At 31.8% G+C, this 20,234-nt stretch carries 15 protein-coding genes and 1 tRNA gene; 9 read left to right on the forward strand and 7 right to left on the reverse strand.

Annotated elements, in window-relative coordinates:
- The first annotated feature begins 1 nt into the window (after position 1).
- The 8 genes from purA to thrC all read left to right on the forward strand — a co-directional run bounded on the left by purA (position 2) and on the right by thrC (position 12,155).
- A complete protein-coding gene (gene purA / locus ABIN61_02925) occupies positions 2 to 1,204 on the forward strand; it encodes an adenylosuccinate synthase (protein MEO0293160.1) in 1,203 nt (400 codons plus the stop codon).
- Positions 1,197 to 4,253, forward strand: coding sequence for a preprotein translocase subunit SecA (gene secA / locus ABIN61_02930; GenBank protein ID MEO0293161.1), 3,057 nt, complete (start codon positions 1,197 to 1,199; stop codon positions 4,251 to 4,253). Before purA ends, secA begins: the two co-directional genes overlap by 8 nt.
- On the forward strand, positions 4,250 to 4,966 hold the full coding sequence (gene lepB / locus ABIN61_02935) for a signal peptidase I (protein ID MEO0293162.1): 717 nt from the start codon (positions 4,250 to 4,252) through the stop codon (positions 4,964 to 4,966). The genes secA and lepB overlap by 4 nt, the downstream gene beginning before the upstream one ends.
- A gap of 115 nt (positions 4,967 to 5,081) precedes the next feature.
- On the forward strand, positions 5,082 to 8,255 hold the full coding sequence (locus ABIN61_02940; GenBank protein ID MEO0293163.1) for a two-component regulator propeller domain-containing protein: 3,174 nt from the start codon (positions 5,082 to 5,084) through the stop codon (positions 8,253 to 8,255).
- Between the two features lie 25 nt (positions 8,256 to 8,280).
- Positions 8,281 to 8,691 carry a response regulator gene (locus ABIN61_02945; protein MEO0293164.1) on the forward strand — a complete coding sequence of 137 codons (411 nt, stop codon included), beginning with the start codon at positions 8,281 to 8,283 and terminating at the stop codon, positions 8,689 to 8,691.
- A complete protein-coding gene (locus tag ABIN61_02950; protein ID MEO0293165.1) occupies positions 8,691 to 10,133 on the forward strand; it encodes an ATP-binding protein in 1,443 nt (480 codons plus the stop codon). The genes ABIN61_02945 and ABIN61_02950 overlap by 1 nt, the downstream gene beginning before the upstream one ends.
- A gap of 84 nt (positions 10,134 to 10,217) precedes the next feature.
- On the forward strand, positions 10,218 to 10,721 hold the full coding sequence (locus ABIN61_02955; GenBank protein MEO0293166.1) for a PaaI family thioesterase: 504 nt from the start codon (positions 10,218 to 10,220) through the stop codon (positions 10,719 to 10,721).
- Between the two features lie 72 nt (positions 10,722 to 10,793).
- Positions 10,794 to 12,155, forward strand: a complete 1,362-nt coding sequence (thrC, locus tag ABIN61_02960; protein ID MEO0293167.1) for a threonine synthase — start codon at positions 10,794 to 10,796, stop codon at positions 12,153 to 12,155.
- A gap of 51 nt (positions 12,156 to 12,206) precedes the next feature.
- On the opposite strand, the gene ABIN61_02965 is transcribed toward thrC, so the two are convergent.
- Both ABIN61_02965 and ABIN61_02970 read right to left on the reverse strand, forming a co-directional pair.
- Entirely contained in the window at positions 12,207 to 12,656 is a 450-nt protein-coding gene (locus ABIN61_02965; protein ID MEO0293168.1) for an Hsp20/alpha crystallin family protein, read from the reverse strand.
- 102 nt (positions 12,657 to 12,758) lie between these two features.
- Positions 12,759 to 15,461 carry a hypothetical protein gene (locus ABIN61_02970; protein ID MEO0293169.1) on the reverse strand — a complete coding sequence of 901 codons (2,703 nt, stop codon included), beginning with the start codon at positions 15,459 to 15,461 and terminating at the stop codon, positions 12,759 to 12,761.
- A gap of 180 nt (positions 15,462 to 15,641) precedes the next feature.
- Here ABIN61_02970 and ABIN61_02975 point away from each other — a divergent pair, with 180 nt between their 5' ends.
- On the forward strand, positions 15,642 to 15,845 hold the full coding sequence (locus ABIN61_02975; GenBank protein MEO0293170.1) for a DUF6485 family protein: 204 nt from the start codon (positions 15,642 to 15,644) through the stop codon (positions 15,843 to 15,845).
- Between the two features lie 54 nt (positions 15,846 to 15,899).
- Here the strand turns inward: ABIN61_02975 and ABIN61_02980 are convergent, their stop codons facing one another.
- The 5 genes from ABIN61_02980 to ABIN61_03000 all read right to left on the reverse strand — a co-directional run bounded on the left by ABIN61_02980 (position 15,900) and on the right by ABIN61_03000 (position 20,208).
- A complete protein-coding gene (locus ABIN61_02980) occupies positions 15,900 to 17,189 on the reverse strand; it encodes a POTRA domain-containing protein (protein ID MEO0293171.1) in 1,290 nt (429 codons plus the stop codon).
- Between the two features lie 20 nt (positions 17,190 to 17,209).
- A complete protein-coding gene (locus ABIN61_02985; protein ID MEO0293172.1) occupies positions 17,210 to 17,560 on the reverse strand; it encodes a hypothetical protein in 351 nt (116 codons plus the stop codon).
- Between the two features lie 9 nt (positions 17,561 to 17,569).
- A complete protein-coding gene (locus ABIN61_02990) occupies positions 17,570 to 18,742 on the reverse strand; it encodes a tetratricopeptide repeat protein (protein ID MEO0293173.1) in 1,173 nt (390 codons plus the stop codon).
- A 3-nt stretch (positions 18,743 to 18,745) separates the two neighbouring features.
- Positions 18,746 to 20,110 carry a hypothetical protein gene (locus ABIN61_02995; protein ID MEO0293174.1) on the reverse strand — a complete coding sequence of 455 codons (1,365 nt, stop codon included), beginning with the start codon at positions 20,108 to 20,110 and terminating at the stop codon, positions 18,746 to 18,748.
- Between the two features lie 25 nt (positions 20,111 to 20,135).
- A tRNA-Ala gene (locus ABIN61_03000) sits at positions 20,136 to 20,208 on the reverse strand.
- Positions 20,209 to 20,234 lie beyond the last annotated feature (26 nt).

Genomic DNA, 20,234 nt, shown 5'->3' on the forward strand with positions numbered 1-20,234 from the left:
TATGAAAAAAGGAAATGTAGCAATAATTGGTCTTCAATGGGGAGATGAAGGAAAGGGAAAACTAATAGATAATATTGTAGAGTCTTTCGACGTCGTCTGTAGATATCAAGGTGGAGCAAACGCTGGACATACAGTAATTTATAAAGGAGAGAGAATAGCTTTGCATCTAATTCCATCAGGAATTTTTCACCCTGATAAAATTTCTATAATTGGAAACGGAGTAGTAATTGAAATTTCTGAATTAATTGAAGAAATAGAAAATTTAAAGAAAAGGGGAATAGAAATAAAAAACAATTTAAAAATAAGTAAAAGAAGCCACTTGATTTTACCATCCTACTTTGAAGAAGAAAAAGAGATGAAAGAAGAAATTGGGACAACTGGAAGGGCAATAGGGCCTGCTTATGCAAACAAAATCTTAAGGAAAGGAATCAGATTGTGCGATATCTTCTCGGAAGAATATTTAGCTAAATTTAATCTTCCATCCTCTTACTTAGAAATATTAAAAATATTCAAAGATAAATATGGACATCTTGTAACAGATACGGTCGAACTTCTAAAAAATCTACTAAAAAGAAATAAAAGAATACTATTTGAAGGAGCTCAAGGTGCTCTTCTTGATATTGATCTTGGAACATACCCCTATGTAACTTCGTCTAATCCTACACCAGGAGGAATTTTAACAGGCTGTGGGATTCCACCAAATGTGATTTCTAATATTATAGGTGTTACAAAAGCATACGTAACAAGAGTGGGTAAAGGCCCCTTACCAACAAAAATGGAAGAAGAAGAAGAAGAACTTATAAGAAAAATTGGGAACGAATTTGGAGCAACAACAGGAAGAGCGAGAAGTTGCGGATGGTTGGATCTCGTTGCTCTAAAATATGCTATATGGATAACTGGAACAACAGAATTAGCTCTTACAAAAATAGATGTTTTGGATGGCTTACCAGAAGTGAAAATAGGTGTTGCCTACGAAATAGAAGGCAAAAAACAAGATTATTTTCCTCCGGAAGTTTGGCAGTTAGAAAAAGTAGTTCCTGTATACAAAAGCTTTCCTGGGTGGAATAATACAAAAAACATAAAAACCTACCAAGACTTACCAAAGAATGCTAAAAGCTTTATAAAATTTATAGAAAATTCCACAGGAGTAAAAGTTCGCTATATTTCTACAGGTGAAGAAAGAGGAGACTTAATCTGTGTTTAACCTTCTAAGAAAAATTATCCCCTCCCATAATGAAAGAGTTTTAAAGAGATTATATCCTATTGTAGAGGAGATAAATAAAAAATACACCGAATACAAAAAGTTAAAATTAGAAGAACTTCCAAAATTTACTGAGGAATTTAAAATTAGACTAAAAGAAGGAGAATCTCTTGATGACCTTCTTATAGAAAGTTTTGCTCTTGTTAAAAGAACCTGTGAGCTTCTCCTTGGAAAAAAATGGAGTGTAACTGGCTTGGAATGGGAATGGGATATGGTTCCTTATGACGTCCAATTATTAGGAGGAATAGTATTACATCAAGGGAAAATAGCAGAAATGAAAACAGGAGAAGGTAAAACACTTGTGGCCACAATGCCTCTATATCTTAACGCTCTTACAGAGAAAGGTGTTCATTTGGTTACAGTAAATGACTACCTTGCAAGAAGAGACAGAGAATGGATGGGACCCATTTACGAGAGCCTCGGCCTTTCAGTAGGAGTTATTCTAACAGAGATGAGCACCGAAGAAAGAATAAAAGAATATAACTGCGATATAACTTATGGAACTAATAATGAGTTTGGCTTTGATTATCTCCGTGATAATATGGCTACTGTTCCAGAACACAGAGTGCAACGAGGACATAATTATGCAATAGTTGACGAAGTGGACTCTGTCTTAATTGATGAAGCGAGAACACCTCTTATAATTTCAGGACCAGTTCAACATTCCGTAAGTAGACATTATAGTGATTTGAAACCTGTTATCCAAAATTTAACTCATAAACAAACCCTTCTTGTAAATAGAATAATAGCTGAAGCAAAAAAATTGTTAGAAGAGAATAAAAAAGAAGAAGCGGGAGAAAAATTACTAATAGCAAAAAGAGGAAATCCCAAAAACAAACAACTTCTAAGGCTTCTCCAAGACGGAGAGATTGAAAAACTCCTACAAGAGACAGAATCTCGTTTCTTAAAAGAAAAAAAACTACATGAAATAGATGAAAAACTTTATTTTGCAATAGACGAAAGAGAAAACTCAATAAATATCTCTGAAATGGGTCAGGAGCTAATCGTCCAAAGAGAGTCCGAAAATTTCTTCCAGTTGCCTGATCTTTCAATCGCATTTGAAGAAATTGAAAAAGACCCCTCTCTTTCAAGTAGAGAAAAATTAGTAAGAAAAGAAGCTATTGAAAGAGAATACGCAGAAAAATCAGAAAAAATTCACGCTGCAAACCAATTGATAAAAGCATATACACTTTTTGAAAAAGATGTAGAATATATTGTGCAAGACGGAAAAGTTGTAATAGTGGACGAATTTACAGGTCGTCTTATGCCGGGAAGAAGATATTCGGATGGACTTCATCAAGCATTAGAAGCTAAAGAGAATGTAAAAGTAGAAAGAGAAACACAAACATTTGCAACAATAACTCTCCAGAACTACTTCAAGATGTATAAAAAACTTGCAGGAATGACTGGAACAGCAGCTACAGAAGCAGAAGAATTTATGGAAATATATAATTTGGATGTAGTTCAAATTCCAACTTATAAACCTGTAAGAAGAATTGACTATGATGACTTAATATATAGAACAAAAAGAGAAAAGTATAACGCAATCGTTAATAGAATTAAAGAATTACACAATAAAGGACTGCCTGTTCTTGTTGGAACTGTTTCTGTAGACGTATCTGAATTAATCTCAAGAATGTTACAAAGAGAAGGAATTCCACATCAAGTATTAAATGCAAAATATCATGAAAAAGAATCAAAGATTATCGCCCACGCAGGAGAAAAAGGCCAAGTGACTATCGCCACAAATATGGCGGGAAGAGGGACAGATATAAAATTGGCGAAAGAAGTAATCAAATGTAAAGAATGTTGTATTATAATGGAAAAAAATCAAAAAGCTTGCGAAAATGTAGACATTAATAAATGTAAAGAAGACGTCCCTTGTGGTTTACACATAATTGGAACAGAGAGACACGAAGCTAGAAGAATTGACAATCAGCTAAGAGGTAGATCTGGACGTCAAGGAGATCCTGGAGCTTCTCGTTTTTACATCTCCCTTGAAGACGATCTAATGAGGGTCTTTGCAACTGAAAGAATAGCTGGAGCGATGGATAGAATGGGAATTAAGGAAGGAGAACCTATAAAACATCCTTTAATTTCAAAAGCAATAGAAAATGCCCAGAAAAGAGTAGAGCGAATGAATTTCGATATTAGAAAAAGATTATTAGAATATGATGATGTTATGAATAAACAAAGAGAGGTCATTTATAGCATAAGAAACCAAATTTTGGATGGACAAAATTTAAAAGATAGAGTGATGGAATGGATAGAAGATATCCTTAATTCTCTGTTTGATTCTTATTTGGTTGGACGAGATCCTGAAGAATGGGATTCCGAAGGATTCAAATCTGAATTGATGGAACTTTTTTTGGTGGACCTTGAAAAAGAGAAATTTAAAGATTTTGAAAAAAAAGAAATGGAAGAAAGAATAAGAGCACTTGTTCGTTCAAAATATGAAGCAAAAGAGAAAATTGTTGGGGAAGAAAATATGAGACAATTTGAAAGAATTGTCCTTTTAAGAGTAATAGATGAAGAATGGAGAAATCATCTTTATGAATTAGACGCCCTAAGAGAAGGAATTAACCTAAGAAGCTTTGCCCAAAAAGATCCATTGGTTGAATATAAAAGAGAATCATTTGCTATGTTTGAAGATCTTCTCTACAATATAGGAAGAAACTCCATTAAATTACTTTATAGATTTATTCCCGGAACAGTTGAAAGACCAAAGGAAGTCGAGGGAATTGAAGTTAAAGAAGAATTTAAAGGACAATTTATACAAAAAGACTCTGGGGAAGTTTCTCCAAAGAAGGTCTTGACTGCAAAGGAAGAAATACCTACAATAGGAAATCCAGAATTGGATAAAAAGTTTAAAGAGGAGGTCTTAAAATTGGCTAAAGAAGGGAAAAAATTAAAAGATATTGGAAGAAATGAAAAATGCCCTTGTGGCAGTGGAAACAAATTTAAAAAATGCCATGGAAAGTGGGTAAAATGATGGACAAACAAAAAGTTCTTAAAGAAATTAAATCTTGGGGAATTGCAATAGGCATAATATTGTTTTTGCGTGGTTTTATTGTGCAAACCTTTCATGTTCCAACAGGTTCAATGAAAGACACAATTCTTATAGGAGACTTTTTAATCGTAAATAGACTTAAATATGGAATAAAACTCCCATTCACTGATAAATACTTAATTAGAATAAGAGAACCTAAAAGAGGAGAAATAATCGTCTTTCGTTATCCACTTGGAGGTAAGGGCTTATTCAAAAATTTAAATTTTGTCAAAAGATGTATTGCCTTAGAAGGAGATACTGTCTATATTGAACACAAAAGATTATTTGTAAATAACAAAGAAGTAGAAGCTCCCTATGCAACAAATAGAGATCCTAATGAATACCCCCCTCTAAATATAGAAAAAGAGCTTTTCCAAAAACTATGGGAAGAAAGAAAATTAAGTAAATATCCCTACCTAAGGGATAACTTTGGACCTGTTGTAGTTCCAGAAGGATGCGTTTTCGCAATGGGCGATAATAGAGACGAATCCGATGACTCAAGATTCTGGGGACCAGTCCCTATAAATAACATCTCAGGCTCCCCAATATTAATTTATTGGTCTTGGGATCCAGAGATTCCCTTTTCTTCTTTTCTACAAAAAGTTAGATGGAATAGAATCGGAAACTTAATAATTCAAAAATATAAACCAAATTAGAGTCAAATAATTTTTACTCATATTTATAATTTTGCTCATTTAAAAAATATAAGTTATTACTAATCAATATCTTAATTTTTGGAATGATTTTTTTATATTAAAATAAAGGTGTTTTATGAAGAAAAATTTATTATTTGTTTTAATTATCCCTTATCTTATATATTGTAATGATTTAGGAATAAGGTTTGCACATCTTACAGCTCAAGACGGCCTTTCTCACAGTTGGATTGTCACTATCTTAAAAGACAAATATGGGTATATGTGGTTTGGAACAGAAAATAATGGAATTAATAAATACGATGGTTACAAATTCACAATATATAAAAATGATCCAAATGATAAAAGAACTATAAGTGATAATGGGATTAATGTTATATATGAAGATAAAAAGGGAATTTTGTGGGTTGGAACAAAAAGAGGGCTTAATAAATATAATAGAGAACTAGATCGTTTTATTCCTGTCAATTCTTTCATTGACGACTATGTCCAGGGAATTTACGAAAGGGAAGATGGTAATTTCTATATCACCACTATTTATAATTTTGCCATTTATTATCCCGAAAAAGACTCCTTTTCTCTTTTAATTAGTGAAGATCAGAAATTGCCGTATGTATTTATAAAAAAGGGGATTATCCAATACGAAAAAAACAAATTCTTGGTTGCTACAAGAGCTGGACTTTTATCTTTAGACGCTACTACAAATCAGTTTACTGTTGTAAAGAAAGATATAGATATTAGATCTATATATAAAGATACGAAAGGGAGAATATGGATAGGAACAGAAAAAGATGGATTATTTTGTATGACTTATGATAAAAAAAATCCCAAAAAATTTGTTTTCAAAAATTATAATCATCAAAATAACAATGAATATAGCCTAAGTCCAGGAGCAATTGTAACAATAGAGGAAGACAATAATGAATTCTTATGGATAGGAACAGAAAAAGATGGATTAAACCTAATGAATCTGAAAATTTTTGAAAAGAATAATTATCCTATATTTCACCACTATCGTAATATACCTTATGATAATTCATCTCTTTCAAATAACGGAATTACCTCTATTTATAAAGATAACGAAGGCACAATGTGGATTGGGGCTTATAATGGTGGTGTTAACTATTATAGCAAACTCTTATACAAATTTCAACATATAAAGAGTATTCCAAATAACCCAAATAGCTTGAGTGATAATAATGTTAACGTGATCTATGAAGAAGAGGATCGTCTGTGGGTCGGAACACAAAAAGGAGTTGATATATTTGATAAAAGAAACAATAAATGGGAACACTTATTTTATGAAGAAAGAAATCCTAACTCTTTGAGCCCAGGTGCTGTTTGGGCAATCTTAAGAGATAAGCACAATAATATCTGGATAGGAACTTGGGGTGGAGGATTAAGTATTCTAAATGAAAAGAAGAAAACATTTACTCATTATCTACACAATGAAAAAGACGAAAACAGCCTTAGTAAAAACAACATTTTTGGAATCACAGAAGATAAAGAAGGAAACTTGTGGATTGCTACAATGGGAGGAGGGCTTGACAAGTTTGATTATAAATCAAAAAGTTTTAAGCATTATAAAAGCAATCCTGATGATCCTAAGAGTCTTACAAATAATTGGGTAAAAATGGTTATAGAAACTCATTCTGGAGAGTTATGGGTTGCAACAACTGCGGGTGTCAATGTTTTTAATAAAGAAAAAGAAGTTTTTACCCATTTCATCCACAATAGAGAAGATCCAAGGAGTATTAGTTCTGATGCAATTGTTATTATTTTTGAGGACAGTAAACACAATATATGGGTTGGAACGGAAAATGGATTAAATCTCTTTAACCCAGATAGTAATAATTTCATCCTTTATAATGAAGAAGATGGCCTGCCAAACAATGTAATAAGAGGAATTTGTGAAGATAATAAAGGGAATCTCTGGGTAAGCACTAATAAAGGCTTATCAAAATTCATTAATGCTATTAATCGTCCAAAAAAACCAATTTTTGAAAATTATGATGTAAGTGACGGACTTCAAGGAAATGAATTTAATAGTAGAGCTTGTCTTAGAGGAAAAGATGGAAGATTATTCTTTGGAGGAAATAACGGCCTTACAATCTTTCATCCTGATAGCATAAAAAGAAATCATTTTGTTCCTCCTGTAGTTATAACAAATATTCTACTTTTCAATAAAGAAGTTCCAATTGGAAGAGAAGATTCTCCATTAAAAAAACATATTAGTCTTTTAAAAGAAATCGTATTATCTTATAAGAATTCAGTAATCACCCTTGAATATGCGGCATTAAATTTCTTAGCCCCAGAAAAAAATCAGTATGCATTTATGCTTGAAGGCTTCGACGAAGATTGGAACTATGTTGGAAATAAAAGAGAGGTAACATATACAAATTTAGCTCCAGGAACTTATACATTTAGAGTAAAGGGCTCTAATAACGATGGAGTTTGGAATGAAGAAGGAACTTCTCTCAAAATTATCATAACCCCTCCCTTTTGGAAAACAGTATGGTTTAGACTTATTATCTTAATATTCATTGGCGGATTTATTCATTTTATATTCTGGATTCGCGTAAAAAGAATAGTAGCCTATGGTCGTGAGCTTGAAAAGAAAGTCGCAGAAAGAACAAAAGAATTGGAAAGTTTCGCATATATAGTTTCCCATGACCTAAAAGCTCCTCTCCGAAGTATAAATCAATTATCTGAGTGGATCATTGAAGACTATTATGAGAAACTTGATGAAAAAGGAAAAGAAAATTTAAAACTTCTTAAAGATAGGACCTTGCGAATGAACAATATGATTCAAGGAATATTAGAATACTCAAGAATTGGAAGGACCGAAGGCGAAGTTGAAAAAGTCGATTTAAACAGCTTGGTAAAAGAAACAATTGAGATATTATCTCCCCCAAAAAATATAAAAATAAAAATAGAAAATAAATTACCAATCTACATGGCTGATAGAACACGCCTAATCCAGATTTTCCAAAATCTTTTAAGCAATGCAATAAAATACATAGACAAGCCAAAAGGCATCATAAAGATTGGATGCACCGAAGAAAAAAACTATTGGAAATTCAGTATTTCAGATAATGGCCCTGGGATTGACAAAAAGTATCATGAGAAAATTTTTGAGATATTCCAAACTTTGGGCAATAAAAAAGAAGAAAGCACAGGGATTGGCTTAACCATAGTAAAGAAAATAGTAGAATTATATAAAGGTAAAATATGGGTAGAATCTAAATTAGGTAAAGGAACAACATTTTTCTTTACCTTACCAAAGCAATAATAACTTAAAAAGGAGGAGATTTTTTATGAAGAAAAAACAAGCAATTTTACTGGTTGAGGATGACGAAGTAGATATAAAAAGCGTAGAAAGAGCTTTTAGCGATCTTAGGATTACAAATCCTTTAATTGTAACCCATGATGGGAAAGAAGCTTTAAATTATCTAAATAACGAAAAAAATAAGCGCCCGGGGCTTATCCTCTTAGACATAAAAATGCCAAGGATGAATGGAATAGAATTTCTAAGAATTGTAAAAAGGAAAGATAAATTGAAAATCATTCCTATTGTTATTCTAACTACCTCAAAAGAAGAAAAAGATAAGATGGAAAGTTTTAATCTTGGAATTGCAGGGTATATGATGAAACCTGTGAATTACAAAGATTTCGTTGAAGTAATTAGAACAATTAAGATGTATTGGACTCTATCGGAGACACCATAATGGAAAAGAAAAAATATCAAATACTTTTAGTAGAAGATAATAAATTTGACCAATTGGCTTTAAAAAGATTTGTAGAAAAAAACAATCTTCCTTATGAAATTGAAACGGCAAGTTCTATCTCTGAATGTAAAGAAGCTCTAAACTCAAAAACATTTGATGTAATTCTCCAAGATTTCCAACTTAAAGATGGAACAGCTTTTGACGTGCTAAATTTAAATTTAAAAGAACCTGTTATTATAATAACAGGTCTTGGAAATGAAGAGATAGCTGTTAACTGCATGAAGGCAAATGCTTATGATTATATAATAAAAGATCCTGAAAGTAATTATCTAAAGCTTCTACCCTCAATTATAGAAAACGTGATCCAAAGGAAAAAAGTAGAAGAACAACTTAAACTAATAAAACATTCTATTGACAATGCCTCTGAATCTATTATTTGGTTATCTCCTTCTGGAGAAATTATATTTGCAAACAAATATTCTTTCAAAGAGCTAGGTTATTCTGAGAAAGAACTATTGACAACAAAATGGCACAATATATGTCCTGAATTTACAGAAGAAAAATTTAAAGGATTTGTAAACACTCTCAAAAGAAAAGGTCACTTAAGCTTTGAGTCTTCTTATCGCAAAAAGGATGGCGAAACCTATCCCGTAAACATTCATGTAGATTATCAAATTTTTGGTAAGAAAGAAGTTATTTTTGTATCTGCTCATAACATTACAGAACAAAAAAATATAGAACAAGAAAGACAAAAAATTCAAAAACTTGAATCTATCGCAATCCTTACAGGAGGAATTGCAAATAACTTTGAAAAATTTCTTAAAGACATCACTTTGAATGTTAAGCTTGCAATAACAAAAAGCGGAAACAATGAAGAATTAATTAATATATTAAAAGAGGTCCAAGAAACAGTAAATCTTGCAAAAGATCTAACAAAAAAACTATCTACATTTGCAAGTGGAGGAGCCCCTAATAAAGAAATTACAAAAATTTCAGAAATAATAAAAGAAGAAACAGAATCCAATCTCAGAGGTTCCACCGTGAAATTACTTTATAATTTTCCAGAAGATATTTGGAAAGTAAGTGTGGATAAAAATCAGTTTAGGCAAGTAATTAATAATTTACTCAATAATGCAAAAGAAGCAATGCCAGAAGGCGGAATAATAAAAATAAATCTTGAAAATACAACTGTAGAGAAAGATTCAAATCTACCTCTTAAAGAAGGAAAATACGTAAAAATAACAATCAAGGATAACGGTTTAGGAATTGCAAAAAAACACTTACCAAGAATATTCGAACCATATTTTACTACAAAACAAAAAGGAAGTGGATTAGGTCTTTCTCTTGTATACTCAATTATACAGAAACACGACGGATATATAGGAGTAGATTCAAAACTCGGAGAAGGGACTACTTTCTATATTTATCTTCCTGTAGCATAATTAAATTAAAAGGTTTAGAAAAGTGGTCTTGACAACTCTCTTCAAATAGTTATTAATTCAAAAATTATAAAGGGTTAACATAAAATGAAGCAAAAAGTCAAAAGAAAACAACCAAATTCTAAAATGTGCTTTGTCTGCGGTCTTTTAAATAACCTCGGTCTTAAAGCTAATTTTTACGAATTAGAAAACAAGAAATTGGTTGGGATTTTTAAACCAAAAGAAGAACACCAAGGTTATCCAGAACGACTTCACGGAGGAATAATTACTGCCATTATAGACGAAACAATAGGAAGAACTATTTTTATGAATTCTAAAGAGGATGTTTGGTTCCTCACCTTAGAAATTAATGTTAATTTTAAGAAGCCCGTTCCTCTTAATGAGGAAATAAGAACAATTGCATGGCTCACAAAAGAAACAAGTAGAACTTACGAAGGACAAGGAAAGATTGTCTTAAGCAATGGAAAAGTTGCAGCTGTGGGCTACGGAAAATATATGAAAATACCTATTCAAAAGATAGCAAATTTCGATTATCAAGAAGATTGGAAAGTCACTTTCAAAAAAGAAGACCCAAAAGAAATAGAAATTTAAATGTTGACTTTCGAGTTAAGTTCTATAAAATCTAATGGGTATAACCTAATTAAAAGAGTGTAAATTTGTGAAATGATAAAATACTATAGCACAAATAGAGAATTAAACACTAAGGAAATAAAAGGTTTTAAAGGCGAAGTAACATTTAAAGAAGCTCTCTTTATGGGGCAAGCTCCGGATGGCGGACTTTTTATGCCAACCTATTTACCTTTATTCCCAGAAGAAAAAATCCTTTCTCTAAAAGGTAAACCTTATTTTGAAGTAGCATTTGAGATCCTTAGAGAATTCATTAAATATGAGATAGACCAGAAAACATTAAAGAAAATTTGTGAAGAGGCTTACACTTTTAGCATACCTATTGAGGTAATAACTAAAAATGTTTATCTTGCAAGAATGGACGAAGGACCAACTGCTTCATTTAAAGATTTTGCAGCTCAGGTAATGTCAAGGTTAATGGAAGCCTTAAAAGAAAAAGAAGAAAAAATCACTATTTTGGTAGCTACTTCTGGAGACACTGGAAGTGCAATAGGAAATGCATATAAGAATCTTCCAGGGATTAAAGTGTTCATTCTATATCCAAAAGAAGAAGTTAGCGAAATTCAATATAAACAGTTAAACGCTATAGGAGAAAATGTTAGCACTATAGCTATAGATGGAAAATTTGATGATTGTCAACATCTTGTGAAACAAGCTTTTAGCGATCCAGAACTAAAGGAACTGAATTTAACCTCTGCGAATTCAATAAATATTGGAAGAATTTTACCTCAAATAGTTTATTATTTCTATACTTATGTAAATGTAGTAGAAAAATTTGAACCTGCAATTTTTTCCGTTCCTTCAGGAAATTTCGGAAATTCTTTGGGTTGTGAATTCGCTCGAAGAATGGGTTTACCTGTAGCACCTCTTATAATTGCTACAAACGAAAATGATGAGTTTCCAAGATTCCTAGAAACAGGAATTTATAAGAAACTTGAGCCATCTCGAAAATGCCTATCTAATGCAATGAACGTCGGCAATCCAAGCAATCTTGCAAGATATTTTGATCTATACGGAGGAATCTTAGATAGAAAAGGAAAAATTTACAGAAATCCGAATCTTAACGAAATGAGAAAATATTTGTATTCTGTTTCTATAAATGACGAAGAAACAATTGAAACAATTAAAGAAATTTACGAAAAATATAATGTTTTACTTGAACCTCATGGAGCTGTAGGTGTAGCAGCTTTACTAAACCATTATAAAAAAATTGATAAACCTGCCATCTGTTTTGAAACCGCTCATCCTTCTAAGTTTCCAGAAATAATAGAAAAAACTCTAAATATAATCCCTAATCCCCATCCTTCCTTAATCGGTATCGAAAGTAAAGTTAAAGAGCCAAAACTTCTTCCAAATGATTACAAAACTTTCAAAGAATTCCTCTTAGAATTAAAATAAGAAGCGGAAGTTCCTTCTGGAACCCCCGCTTCTTATTCCGCCCTACTTCCCTTATTTCACCTCCACTTCAATTTCTTTGGGTTTCTCTTTCTCTACCTTAGGCAAAATCACCGTAAGAACTCCATTCTTAAATTCAGCCTTTACCTTAGATGCATCTACTTGAGAATCAAAGGTCACGGTTCTCCTAAAATTCCCGTAGGAGCGTTCTACCCTAATATAAGATTCGCCTTTCTCTTTGGTCTCTTCTTTCTTCTCTCCTTCCAAATACAAAGTGTTATCCTTCATTTTCAGTTTTATGTCCTTCTTGTCAATTCCAGGAATCTCCACAGTCACTGTATACTTGCTCTCGTCTTCCTTAACATCCATTAGAGGATAGACACCCCTACCAGGAACCAGCTCTCTGAAACCTCTCATAAAATCTCTGATGACATTGTCAAAGTCCTCCCTTATATCAAAAAACTTATCCAACGGATCATAACTAACTAAATCTTTCCTAAACATAAACACCTCCTTTTAAGATTTTTTACTCAAGTTTCATATATAAAGACGAAGGAAAATTTGAAAGGTTCCATTTATTTCAAAGATTTTATTCCATCAAATCATTTATAAATTCCAAGGTATATTAAAACTTTTTTCAAATGAAAACTCAAAATTACCTATATTAAAATCAAAAAAATCATTTATCCTTGGATTATGACATAACTTTCCACCAACTACCAATTTAGTAGAGTTAAAACCACCCTTAATTCCCCAAAGAAGATAAGATTTCCTTTCAAAAACTCTATACCCTAAACCAATACTTGGTTCTAGTCTTAAGATATAAAAGATAGAGGTCTCAATAGTAAAAACTGTTCCAATAGTAATTATAGGTTTCTCCCACTCAAAAGAATTGATAACCTCGAAAAACGGTCTAAACCATCCATCATTTAAATAAAACGGAATCAAACTATTCCCTTTTCCAATACTAAGAATTTGATAATCGATTCCAAATCTTCCTCCTATACCATTTTGCATATCTCTCTTTTCTCCGCAAATAGGTCTTAAATAAACAGAACCTCTTCTCCCAACATTACAAACCATTATCCCCGAAAAATTTAAAGATAAACCAGGGAAAAAGAAAACACTCTTAAAATAAATATCAAAAATATTTCTCTCAACATCACTCCATAACTTTCTGGACTCCAATAATATAGATGGAGACAAAATATGCTTTTTATTATAATCCCCAAATAAAAAAACAGGAGAAAAAGTAATAGGGAAATTTATCATACTAAGACTATCCTTATAACTTGCAATAAAATCGAGATAAATCCCTTGGAGCCCATTTTGCCAAGAAAGAAAAACTGGCTTTGAAAAAATTAAGTTGATCATTTTCTCATTTATTTCCTTCTTTAATTCAATAGACAAAAAAGGACCTCCTCTTAAACCTTCAATATATTTCGCCTCGTATTCTTCCAAATTGCTTTCCTTTACTCCAAGATACCAAGATAAAATTCTTGTTGCTGAAGCATCCATCCCTAAAGCATTAAGCCTAACAATCATTTCATTTTCTTTCTTATAGAAAGTTGGATACCTTAAAATTGGATCCCAAAGTAGATTTCTAAAATTATAGATATAGCCTCCCTCTCTATATTTTAAATTTTCATCTGTAGGTAAAGAAGCCTGGGGAAGCTCTTCTAAAGTTGATATTTTCTCCCCTTCTGTTAGCTCCACTGCTTCGATAGTCTGTCCTATTGGTGAAATCCCAATGAAATAAATCTTTCTATCTAAAACAACAGGATAAGAACAAAAAGGAAGATTGGTAAGCCTATATAAAAAATCTTTCCAGAGATAAGCTTGCCAACTCCCTAACCTGTTTGAAGAAAACAAAAGACCTTCTTTAATGAAATTTAATCCACATTTTGAATAAGACTCTTCAATCTTTACAGTATCTCCTCCAAAAAAGAATATTTTATTTCCTTTATCCTCATTATGTAAAAGAATAGCTATTTTTTCCCCTCCCACAACAACATCAAGAGGAACTTCTAACTCCGAATTAAAAATAACTTCCCTTTTATTATTATCAACTATTTCAATACAGCCACCTCTCCATCCATTTTGTTTACATATTATTAATTTACCATCCCAAAGAACATCAAAACTCTTCAAAGTGCCATTGTCAGAATAAATCTTTTTCTTTTCTTTAGTATTCATATCAAAGCTATATATATCATTTTTAAAATGGCAACCAATTAGAGTTTTACCACTTATAAATACATCCCGTTTTCCATAAAAAATCTTTTCATTTCTTATTCGTATAGGAAAATCAGAAATGGCAGGCTCCCTCAGGATGACTTGAACCGCTTTTGTCTTTGGATCTAACTTTAAAATCTCAGAATATGAAACACTTTTATAAATTGAACTCTTTATAACTTTTCCCCTTACGAAATAAAGATTACTCCCATCACTTGTTAAAAATTCTAAAAAATCTTTTCCTGAATATATTATTTCTGATTCCTGAGAAAAATTATAATCTTTAAGCTCCTCCTTCATCCTATTCTTAAGCTCCTTATATATATCAAAAGAAAACTTCTTATAGGCAGCTCTATGACTTAACTCTAATCCAATTAAAGGGAACGAACTAGCATATCTATCAGCCCAATCAGAGATTCTTTCTTCTCCATATTTTTCTCCTCTATATCTTGAAATAAAACCTCCCCAAATATAAAATGAATTATTATAAGGAAACTTGTAGGGATTATAAGTAAAATCCTCCACTTCGGGAAATTTATCATCTCTTGCGCAGACAAAACCGTAAGCATCAAAAAATCCCTCATTTAACCTCCCTTCAAAAGGAAATTGCCTACTTTCGGAATAAACTGCGTAAGACTCAGCTATCCAATCAGGAACATAAACATTGGGAGCTATAATTTTCCCAAATAACCTTTGTAATATTTTAGGAAAGCCTTTTACGCTTGTCATATTTGCAATATGAGTATACTCATGAATAACTCCAACTCTCCACCAAGAAGAAAAACTCCCAAAAACGGGGTTAGGAGTTGGGATATATGGATTTAAGATTATTGTATTAAGAGTAGGAAAAGCATATCCGGAAACAACTCCTCCAATATCATCAATAAAAATTAAAGTCCTTATGGGCTTATTATGAGTAAAATCTATAACATTCTCTCTATACCTTTCTAACAAAGCAAGTTGGCTTTTTGCACAACCCAAATATGATTCATCAGGATAAATTATTGTAAATTTTTCACTACTTATAGAACCCCAGGATATAATAATAAAAAAAAGCATATCTACTTTTTTCAAAATAATAAAAAATTTTTTTATTTCAAGAGGAATCCTTATTATAACAGAAATTGGGGAAATATAGAGCTTAAAGATTTACCTTAAACGAGTAATATTAAGATATTGCGAATATAACCTAGAATTATATTTTTAAATTGTAAAAAAATATAAAGAAGTATAATTACCTTTAAGGAGGTTTTAATGGATTGTATAAAAGAAGCAAATTTAAAGAAATGTAATTGCTCTTATAATCCCTGTTCCAGAAAAGGAAGATGCTGCGAATGTCTCCATTACCATCTAAGCGGAAGGGAACTTCCGGCTTGCTTCTTCCCACCTGATGTTGAGAGAACTTATAATAGATCTTTCGAAAAGTTCGCCGAACTTGTAAGAGAAGGAAAAATATAATCAAAGAGTGTTTTTAAATAAAAGCTCCTTTAAATTGATTAAAAGGAGAGATAGTTATCTTTCTTTAAACTTAAAATACACCCTTCCATCAGAAAAAGGGGCTTCAAAAGGAACACCATATTCCAGAGAAAACTTTCTAATTTTAATTCCAAATCCATAAGAATATTGCCATCTTTCTTCAAAGAAATTAGCATCTATAAAAGGATAAAAAGCAATTCTACCCAATTTATTTATATATTCAAGGCCAATAACAGCTCCTTCTTTTAAAGGCATCCCAGGGTAACCTCTAAAACTTCCAAAATAAGTGTGGATACCTTCAAGTAAGCAAACCTTAAAATATTTAAACCTTAGAATAAAGGATAAAAAATAAAAATCACTTAATATTTCGAGATCCCATCCTCCACTTTTTCTAAATCTTTCTCTATAATAAGTATAAAAGAGCTTAGAGTTATAAGAGATATTTGTTTCTCCAAAAAGGAATGAATAACTTGTATCTTTTGTAGAAACAAGCTCTACGCCAGATTGAATAAGAAAGGAAACTTCTCTATAAGGATATTGAATCCCTCCTTCAAAAGAAATTAAATTATAAAAATCTTTTATATAATCATGACTTAATGAAAAACAAAAATCCACTGGAAAAGAAAATATTCCTGGTTCAATATATTTAAGCAGTTCATTCTGATATTTTTCTCCTTCTTTTTTCAGTTCTAAATCCACCGTTCTTCCAGAACCCCATAAATTTTTGTTTCTGAATCCCAAAAGACCACTAAAACCTCCATTACCTGAATACGAAACAATTCCTTCAAAATTTTGCTCTCTTTTTTCCCTTAAAAAAATAAATAAATCAATCCAACCTTTATTTACAAAAGGAACTATTTTAAATGAATCAATTTCAACATAACCTAAATCTTCCAATTTATAAATTTTCCTTCTAATCTCTTCTTCTTTAAATAGTTCACCTGAAGCAATTGAAATCTTATTTCTAAAAACCTCAGGCTTAGTATAAGAAAGACCTATTAAAAAAACTTCTCTTATTCTTTCCAAATATCCAGCTTCTATTAATAACCTACAGTTAATATATTCTCCATCAAGGAAAAATTCCATAGGGGTAACCTTAACAAATGGAAACCCTCCTTCTGAATAAAAATCTATAACCTTTTCTATCCCCTTATTAAATAATTCTTCATTAAATTTTTCTCCTTTTTTGGGTAATAAACTCTTAATCTTTTCTTCGGAAAAAATAATATCTCCTTCAAGAATAATTTCCCCAACCTTAAATCGGTTATCTTCCTCAAAGGAACTCTTCCCAATTTCTTGAGATGCCCAGAGAATTATGAAGATCAACAACATTAAAAATTTATTTTTTACCTATTTGTAAAAACAGTGTCAACAAAAGAGAATTTAAAATACAGAGTCTTAAACTTAAGAATAGGTAAAGAATCTGTATATTCAAAACTCAAAACCTTATAACCCTCCCAATCATCTATAAATATATGGATATTCTCTTCTTTAAAAGGTATATTTAACTCCTTAGCCTTTTCAAGCAATCTTTCCGGAATACTTTCAAAAGAATAAGGTGAAGTAGGGTCTAATAGCCTTATTGCCTCATCTTTTAAAGAAGAATAATTTACTCTTATCTTTACAAATCTTACTCCAAGATAAGCACAATATCCCAAAATGCCTAAGATAATACACCAAAGTAAAAATCTAATCATTTAAGTCACTTACCATCTAACTTTTTTAATCTCCTCTATGTTCTTCTCAGCCCTTGCAATTCCTTCTTTTGCATAACTAACCCATTTAGGATCAGTAGATTTTACCCTAACTTTTTGCCAAATTCTGATAGAGCTTTCAAATTGCTCAATAGCAGGATTCCACTTTTTATCCCCCATATACTTTAAACCTACCCTATAATAGTACTCTCCATAAAGAGCCAAAAGAATCTCATCATCAGAATCTATTGAAAAAGCTCTATCTATATATTTCTTAACGCCTGGAAGATTATCTCTAAGAAGCTCAAGGTTTATTAATTGATAATATACACTTAAATTATCCGGTTCTATTTCTAAAGCCTCCTTATAATAACTTTCTGCTTTTCCGTATTGCTTCATTTTCAAATACACATTACCAATATTCAATCTACTTGAAACATGTTTTGGAATCATCTTGAGTATTGAATTATATTCCTCAATAGCTTTACTATACTCTCCAAGCTCGGTATAGGCTTCCCCAAGTCTTTTTATAACATCAATATCATTTCCAAAAAAATCCTTAGCTTTCTTAAGAAATTCAACCGCTTTTGCATAATCTCCGCTCTCAAAATAAGCATTTCCAAGTCTAAAAGCTATCCCCCCATTATTAGGTGCATATTCATAAGCCTTCTTGTAATTTTGAATCGCTTCCTGAATTCTACCTTGGGATTCAAGATAACTCGCATAAAGATCATAACCATTTGCATCATTCGGTTTATCTCTTATAACATCCAAAAAAAGTTGCTCTGCTTTTTGAGGTTCTCCCAACTTTCCATAAATAGAAGCTATTGCGAGAATAACTTTCCTCCTTTTTTCTTGATCTGAAGTGCATCTTAAGGCTTTTTTGCAAATTTCAAGAGCTTTTGGAGTATCTCCAAGTTCAATATATACCTGCCTTAAAGCAAGATATGCCTCAATATAAGAAGAATCCGCACCTATAGATTTCTCAAGAAGTGAAATCGCCTTTTCATAGTTTTTCTGTTTCATATATTCATATGCAAAGCTATAGTATCTTTCTGCTTCAGAGATCTCTTTCGTCTCCTGAGTAGGCTCCTTTTCTTTTACTTCTTCTTTTACACCACTTCCTGCGCATCCAATAAAAGAAGCTATCAAAAAAAGAGAAAAATAAATTTTAAAGATTTTCACTCCTTATTCCTCCTTTCCTTTTGCCTTTTGTCTTGTTGAAACAATCGTTTTTTCCACATCTCTTGCCCTAGCCCATAAAAAATAAGTGCTTTGAGTCTCATCTGTTTCATAAAAAGGTCCCCCCCCTTCCCCAAAACACTCCTTAACAAGCTCTCCATAATTGTTAACGAACCTAACTACCATCACCAATGGAGTAGAATCTGCATCTAAAGCCTGAGACTTTAATATATATCCGTCTTTTGTAAGCTCTAAATAAGGATCCTTTGCAAGATCTCTTCTTAATTCCTTCATTGCTTCTTCTTCTTTAAATAACTCATAAAGATTTCCCTTTGGAAGAGAATCATTTTCTTCTTCATAACGTTTTACCATTGAAGAAGCATTTCCGAGAGCGGAATAACCACTTAAAACTTTATTTGCATTTATAACTTCACCTCTTTCGGTATAGAAGGAGTTAAAAAGCTCCATCGCAACAGGTAATTTCTTTTTGCTTTCAGAAAGCCTTTCAACAAAAGAAATCCTTTGTTTTCCATTTACATAGGTAAACATCTTCTGATCAAAATTCTTCAATTGTTGGATTAAAATAGAATCTCCTTCAGGATTAAGCGCTTCTATAATTTTATCAATTTGTCCTTTTATATTATCCGAATATAGAGCAATTGTATCTACTGTATCTCTTGGAATTAATTTTCCTTTAACTTCTAAAAGAGGATGATCTAACTTTTTTTCAATATGAGTAAATAAAGCATTAACCGTTTCTTCTACAACAAGGTCCGTTTTCTTTAGCTCATCCCTTATTAAAAGATTATCTCTAATTTCATTTATAAGAGATTTCAGTTCCTCTTTTTCTCTCTCCATTGAATTCAATATCTCTTTCTTTTTTTTCTCTACATCAATTTTTGAAATAAAATCATAAAGAGCTTTTATCTCAGAAGCCACATTCCTATACTCATAACTTCTTGCTTCTTTAACTTCATAAGATGCATAAGTAAAAGCCGAATCAATTGAAAGAAGATACTTAGAAATGCCTCTCTGTAAAGAGCTATCTGCATAAACAAGATCTCTTTTTAACTCCCTTATTGCACCTTCACATTGAGTGATTTTTGTGTTAGCTCTCATTACAACCATTCTCTTCTCTGTTATCCATTTTGGCTCAGGATTTATTTCCTTTTTAAAATATGGATATAAACTCCTCTCCCAACCTACCTCAGAAGGATACTGTCCTTTCTTTAACATATATCTCTCAAGAGCATTTCTTATTTCCTTAAGACCAGCTTCTGCCTTCAATCTATAAGCCATTCCAGCAAAAAACTCTTCTCCAGTGCAGGAAATCAAAACCAATAATATAAAGAAAACAAATTTTTTACTCATAAATTTTCAATCTCCCTTCTCTTTTTGGAGCCGACGGGACTTGAACCCGTGACCTCCTGACTGCCAGTCAGACGCGCTACCAGTTGCGCCACGGCCCCTATATAAAGTTATAATAATGTTAAAA

It is taken from the genome of candidate division WOR-3 bacterium (assembly GCA_039804165.1).
Lineage (GTDB): Bacteria > Hydrothermota > UBA3072 > UBA3072 > UBA3072 > JAFGHJ01.

Bases quoted from the DNA above. Each gene is read 5' to 3' on its own strand.
- ABIN61_02955 (MEO0293166.1), top strand. From the start codon at position 10,218: ATGAAGCAAAAAGTCAAAAGAAAACAACCAAATTCTAAAATGTGCTTT.
- lepB (MEO0293162.1), top strand. From the start codon at position 4,250: ATGATGGACAAACAAAAAGTTCTTAAAGAAATTAAATCTTGGGGAATT.
- ABIN61_02995 (MEO0293174.1), bottom strand. From the start codon at position 20,110: ATGAGTAAAAAATTTGTTTTCTTTATATTATTGGTTTTGATTTCCTGC.
- ABIN61_02985 (MEO0293172.1), bottom strand. From the start codon at position 17,560: ATGATTAGATTTTTACTTTGGTGTATTATCTTAGGCATTTTGGGATAT.
- ABIN61_02965 (MEO0293168.1), bottom strand. From the start codon at position 12,656: ATGTTTAGGAAAGATTTAGTTAGTTATGATCCGTTGGATAAGTTTTTT.
- ABIN61_02945 (MEO0293164.1), top strand. From the start codon at position 8,281: ATGAAGAAAAAACAAGCAATTTTACTGGTTGAGGATGACGAAGTAGAT.
- ABIN61_02940 (MEO0293163.1), top strand. From the start codon at position 5,082: ATGAAGAAAAATTTATTATTTGTTTTAATTATCCCTTATCTTATATAT.
- purA (MEO0293160.1), top strand. From the start codon at position 2: ATGAAAAAAGGAAATGTAGCAATAATTGGTCTTCAATGGGGAGATGAA.
- ABIN61_02975 (MEO0293170.1), top strand. From the start codon at position 15,642: ATGGATTGTATAAAAGAAGCAAATTTAAAGAAATGTAATTGCTCTTAT.
- ABIN61_02950 (MEO0293165.1), top strand. From the start codon at position 8,691: ATGGAAAAGAAAAAATATCAAATACTTTTAGTAGAAGATAATAAATTT.
- thrC (MEO0293167.1), top strand. From the start codon at position 10,794: ATGATAAAATACTATAGCACAAATAGAGAATTAAACACTAAGGAAATA.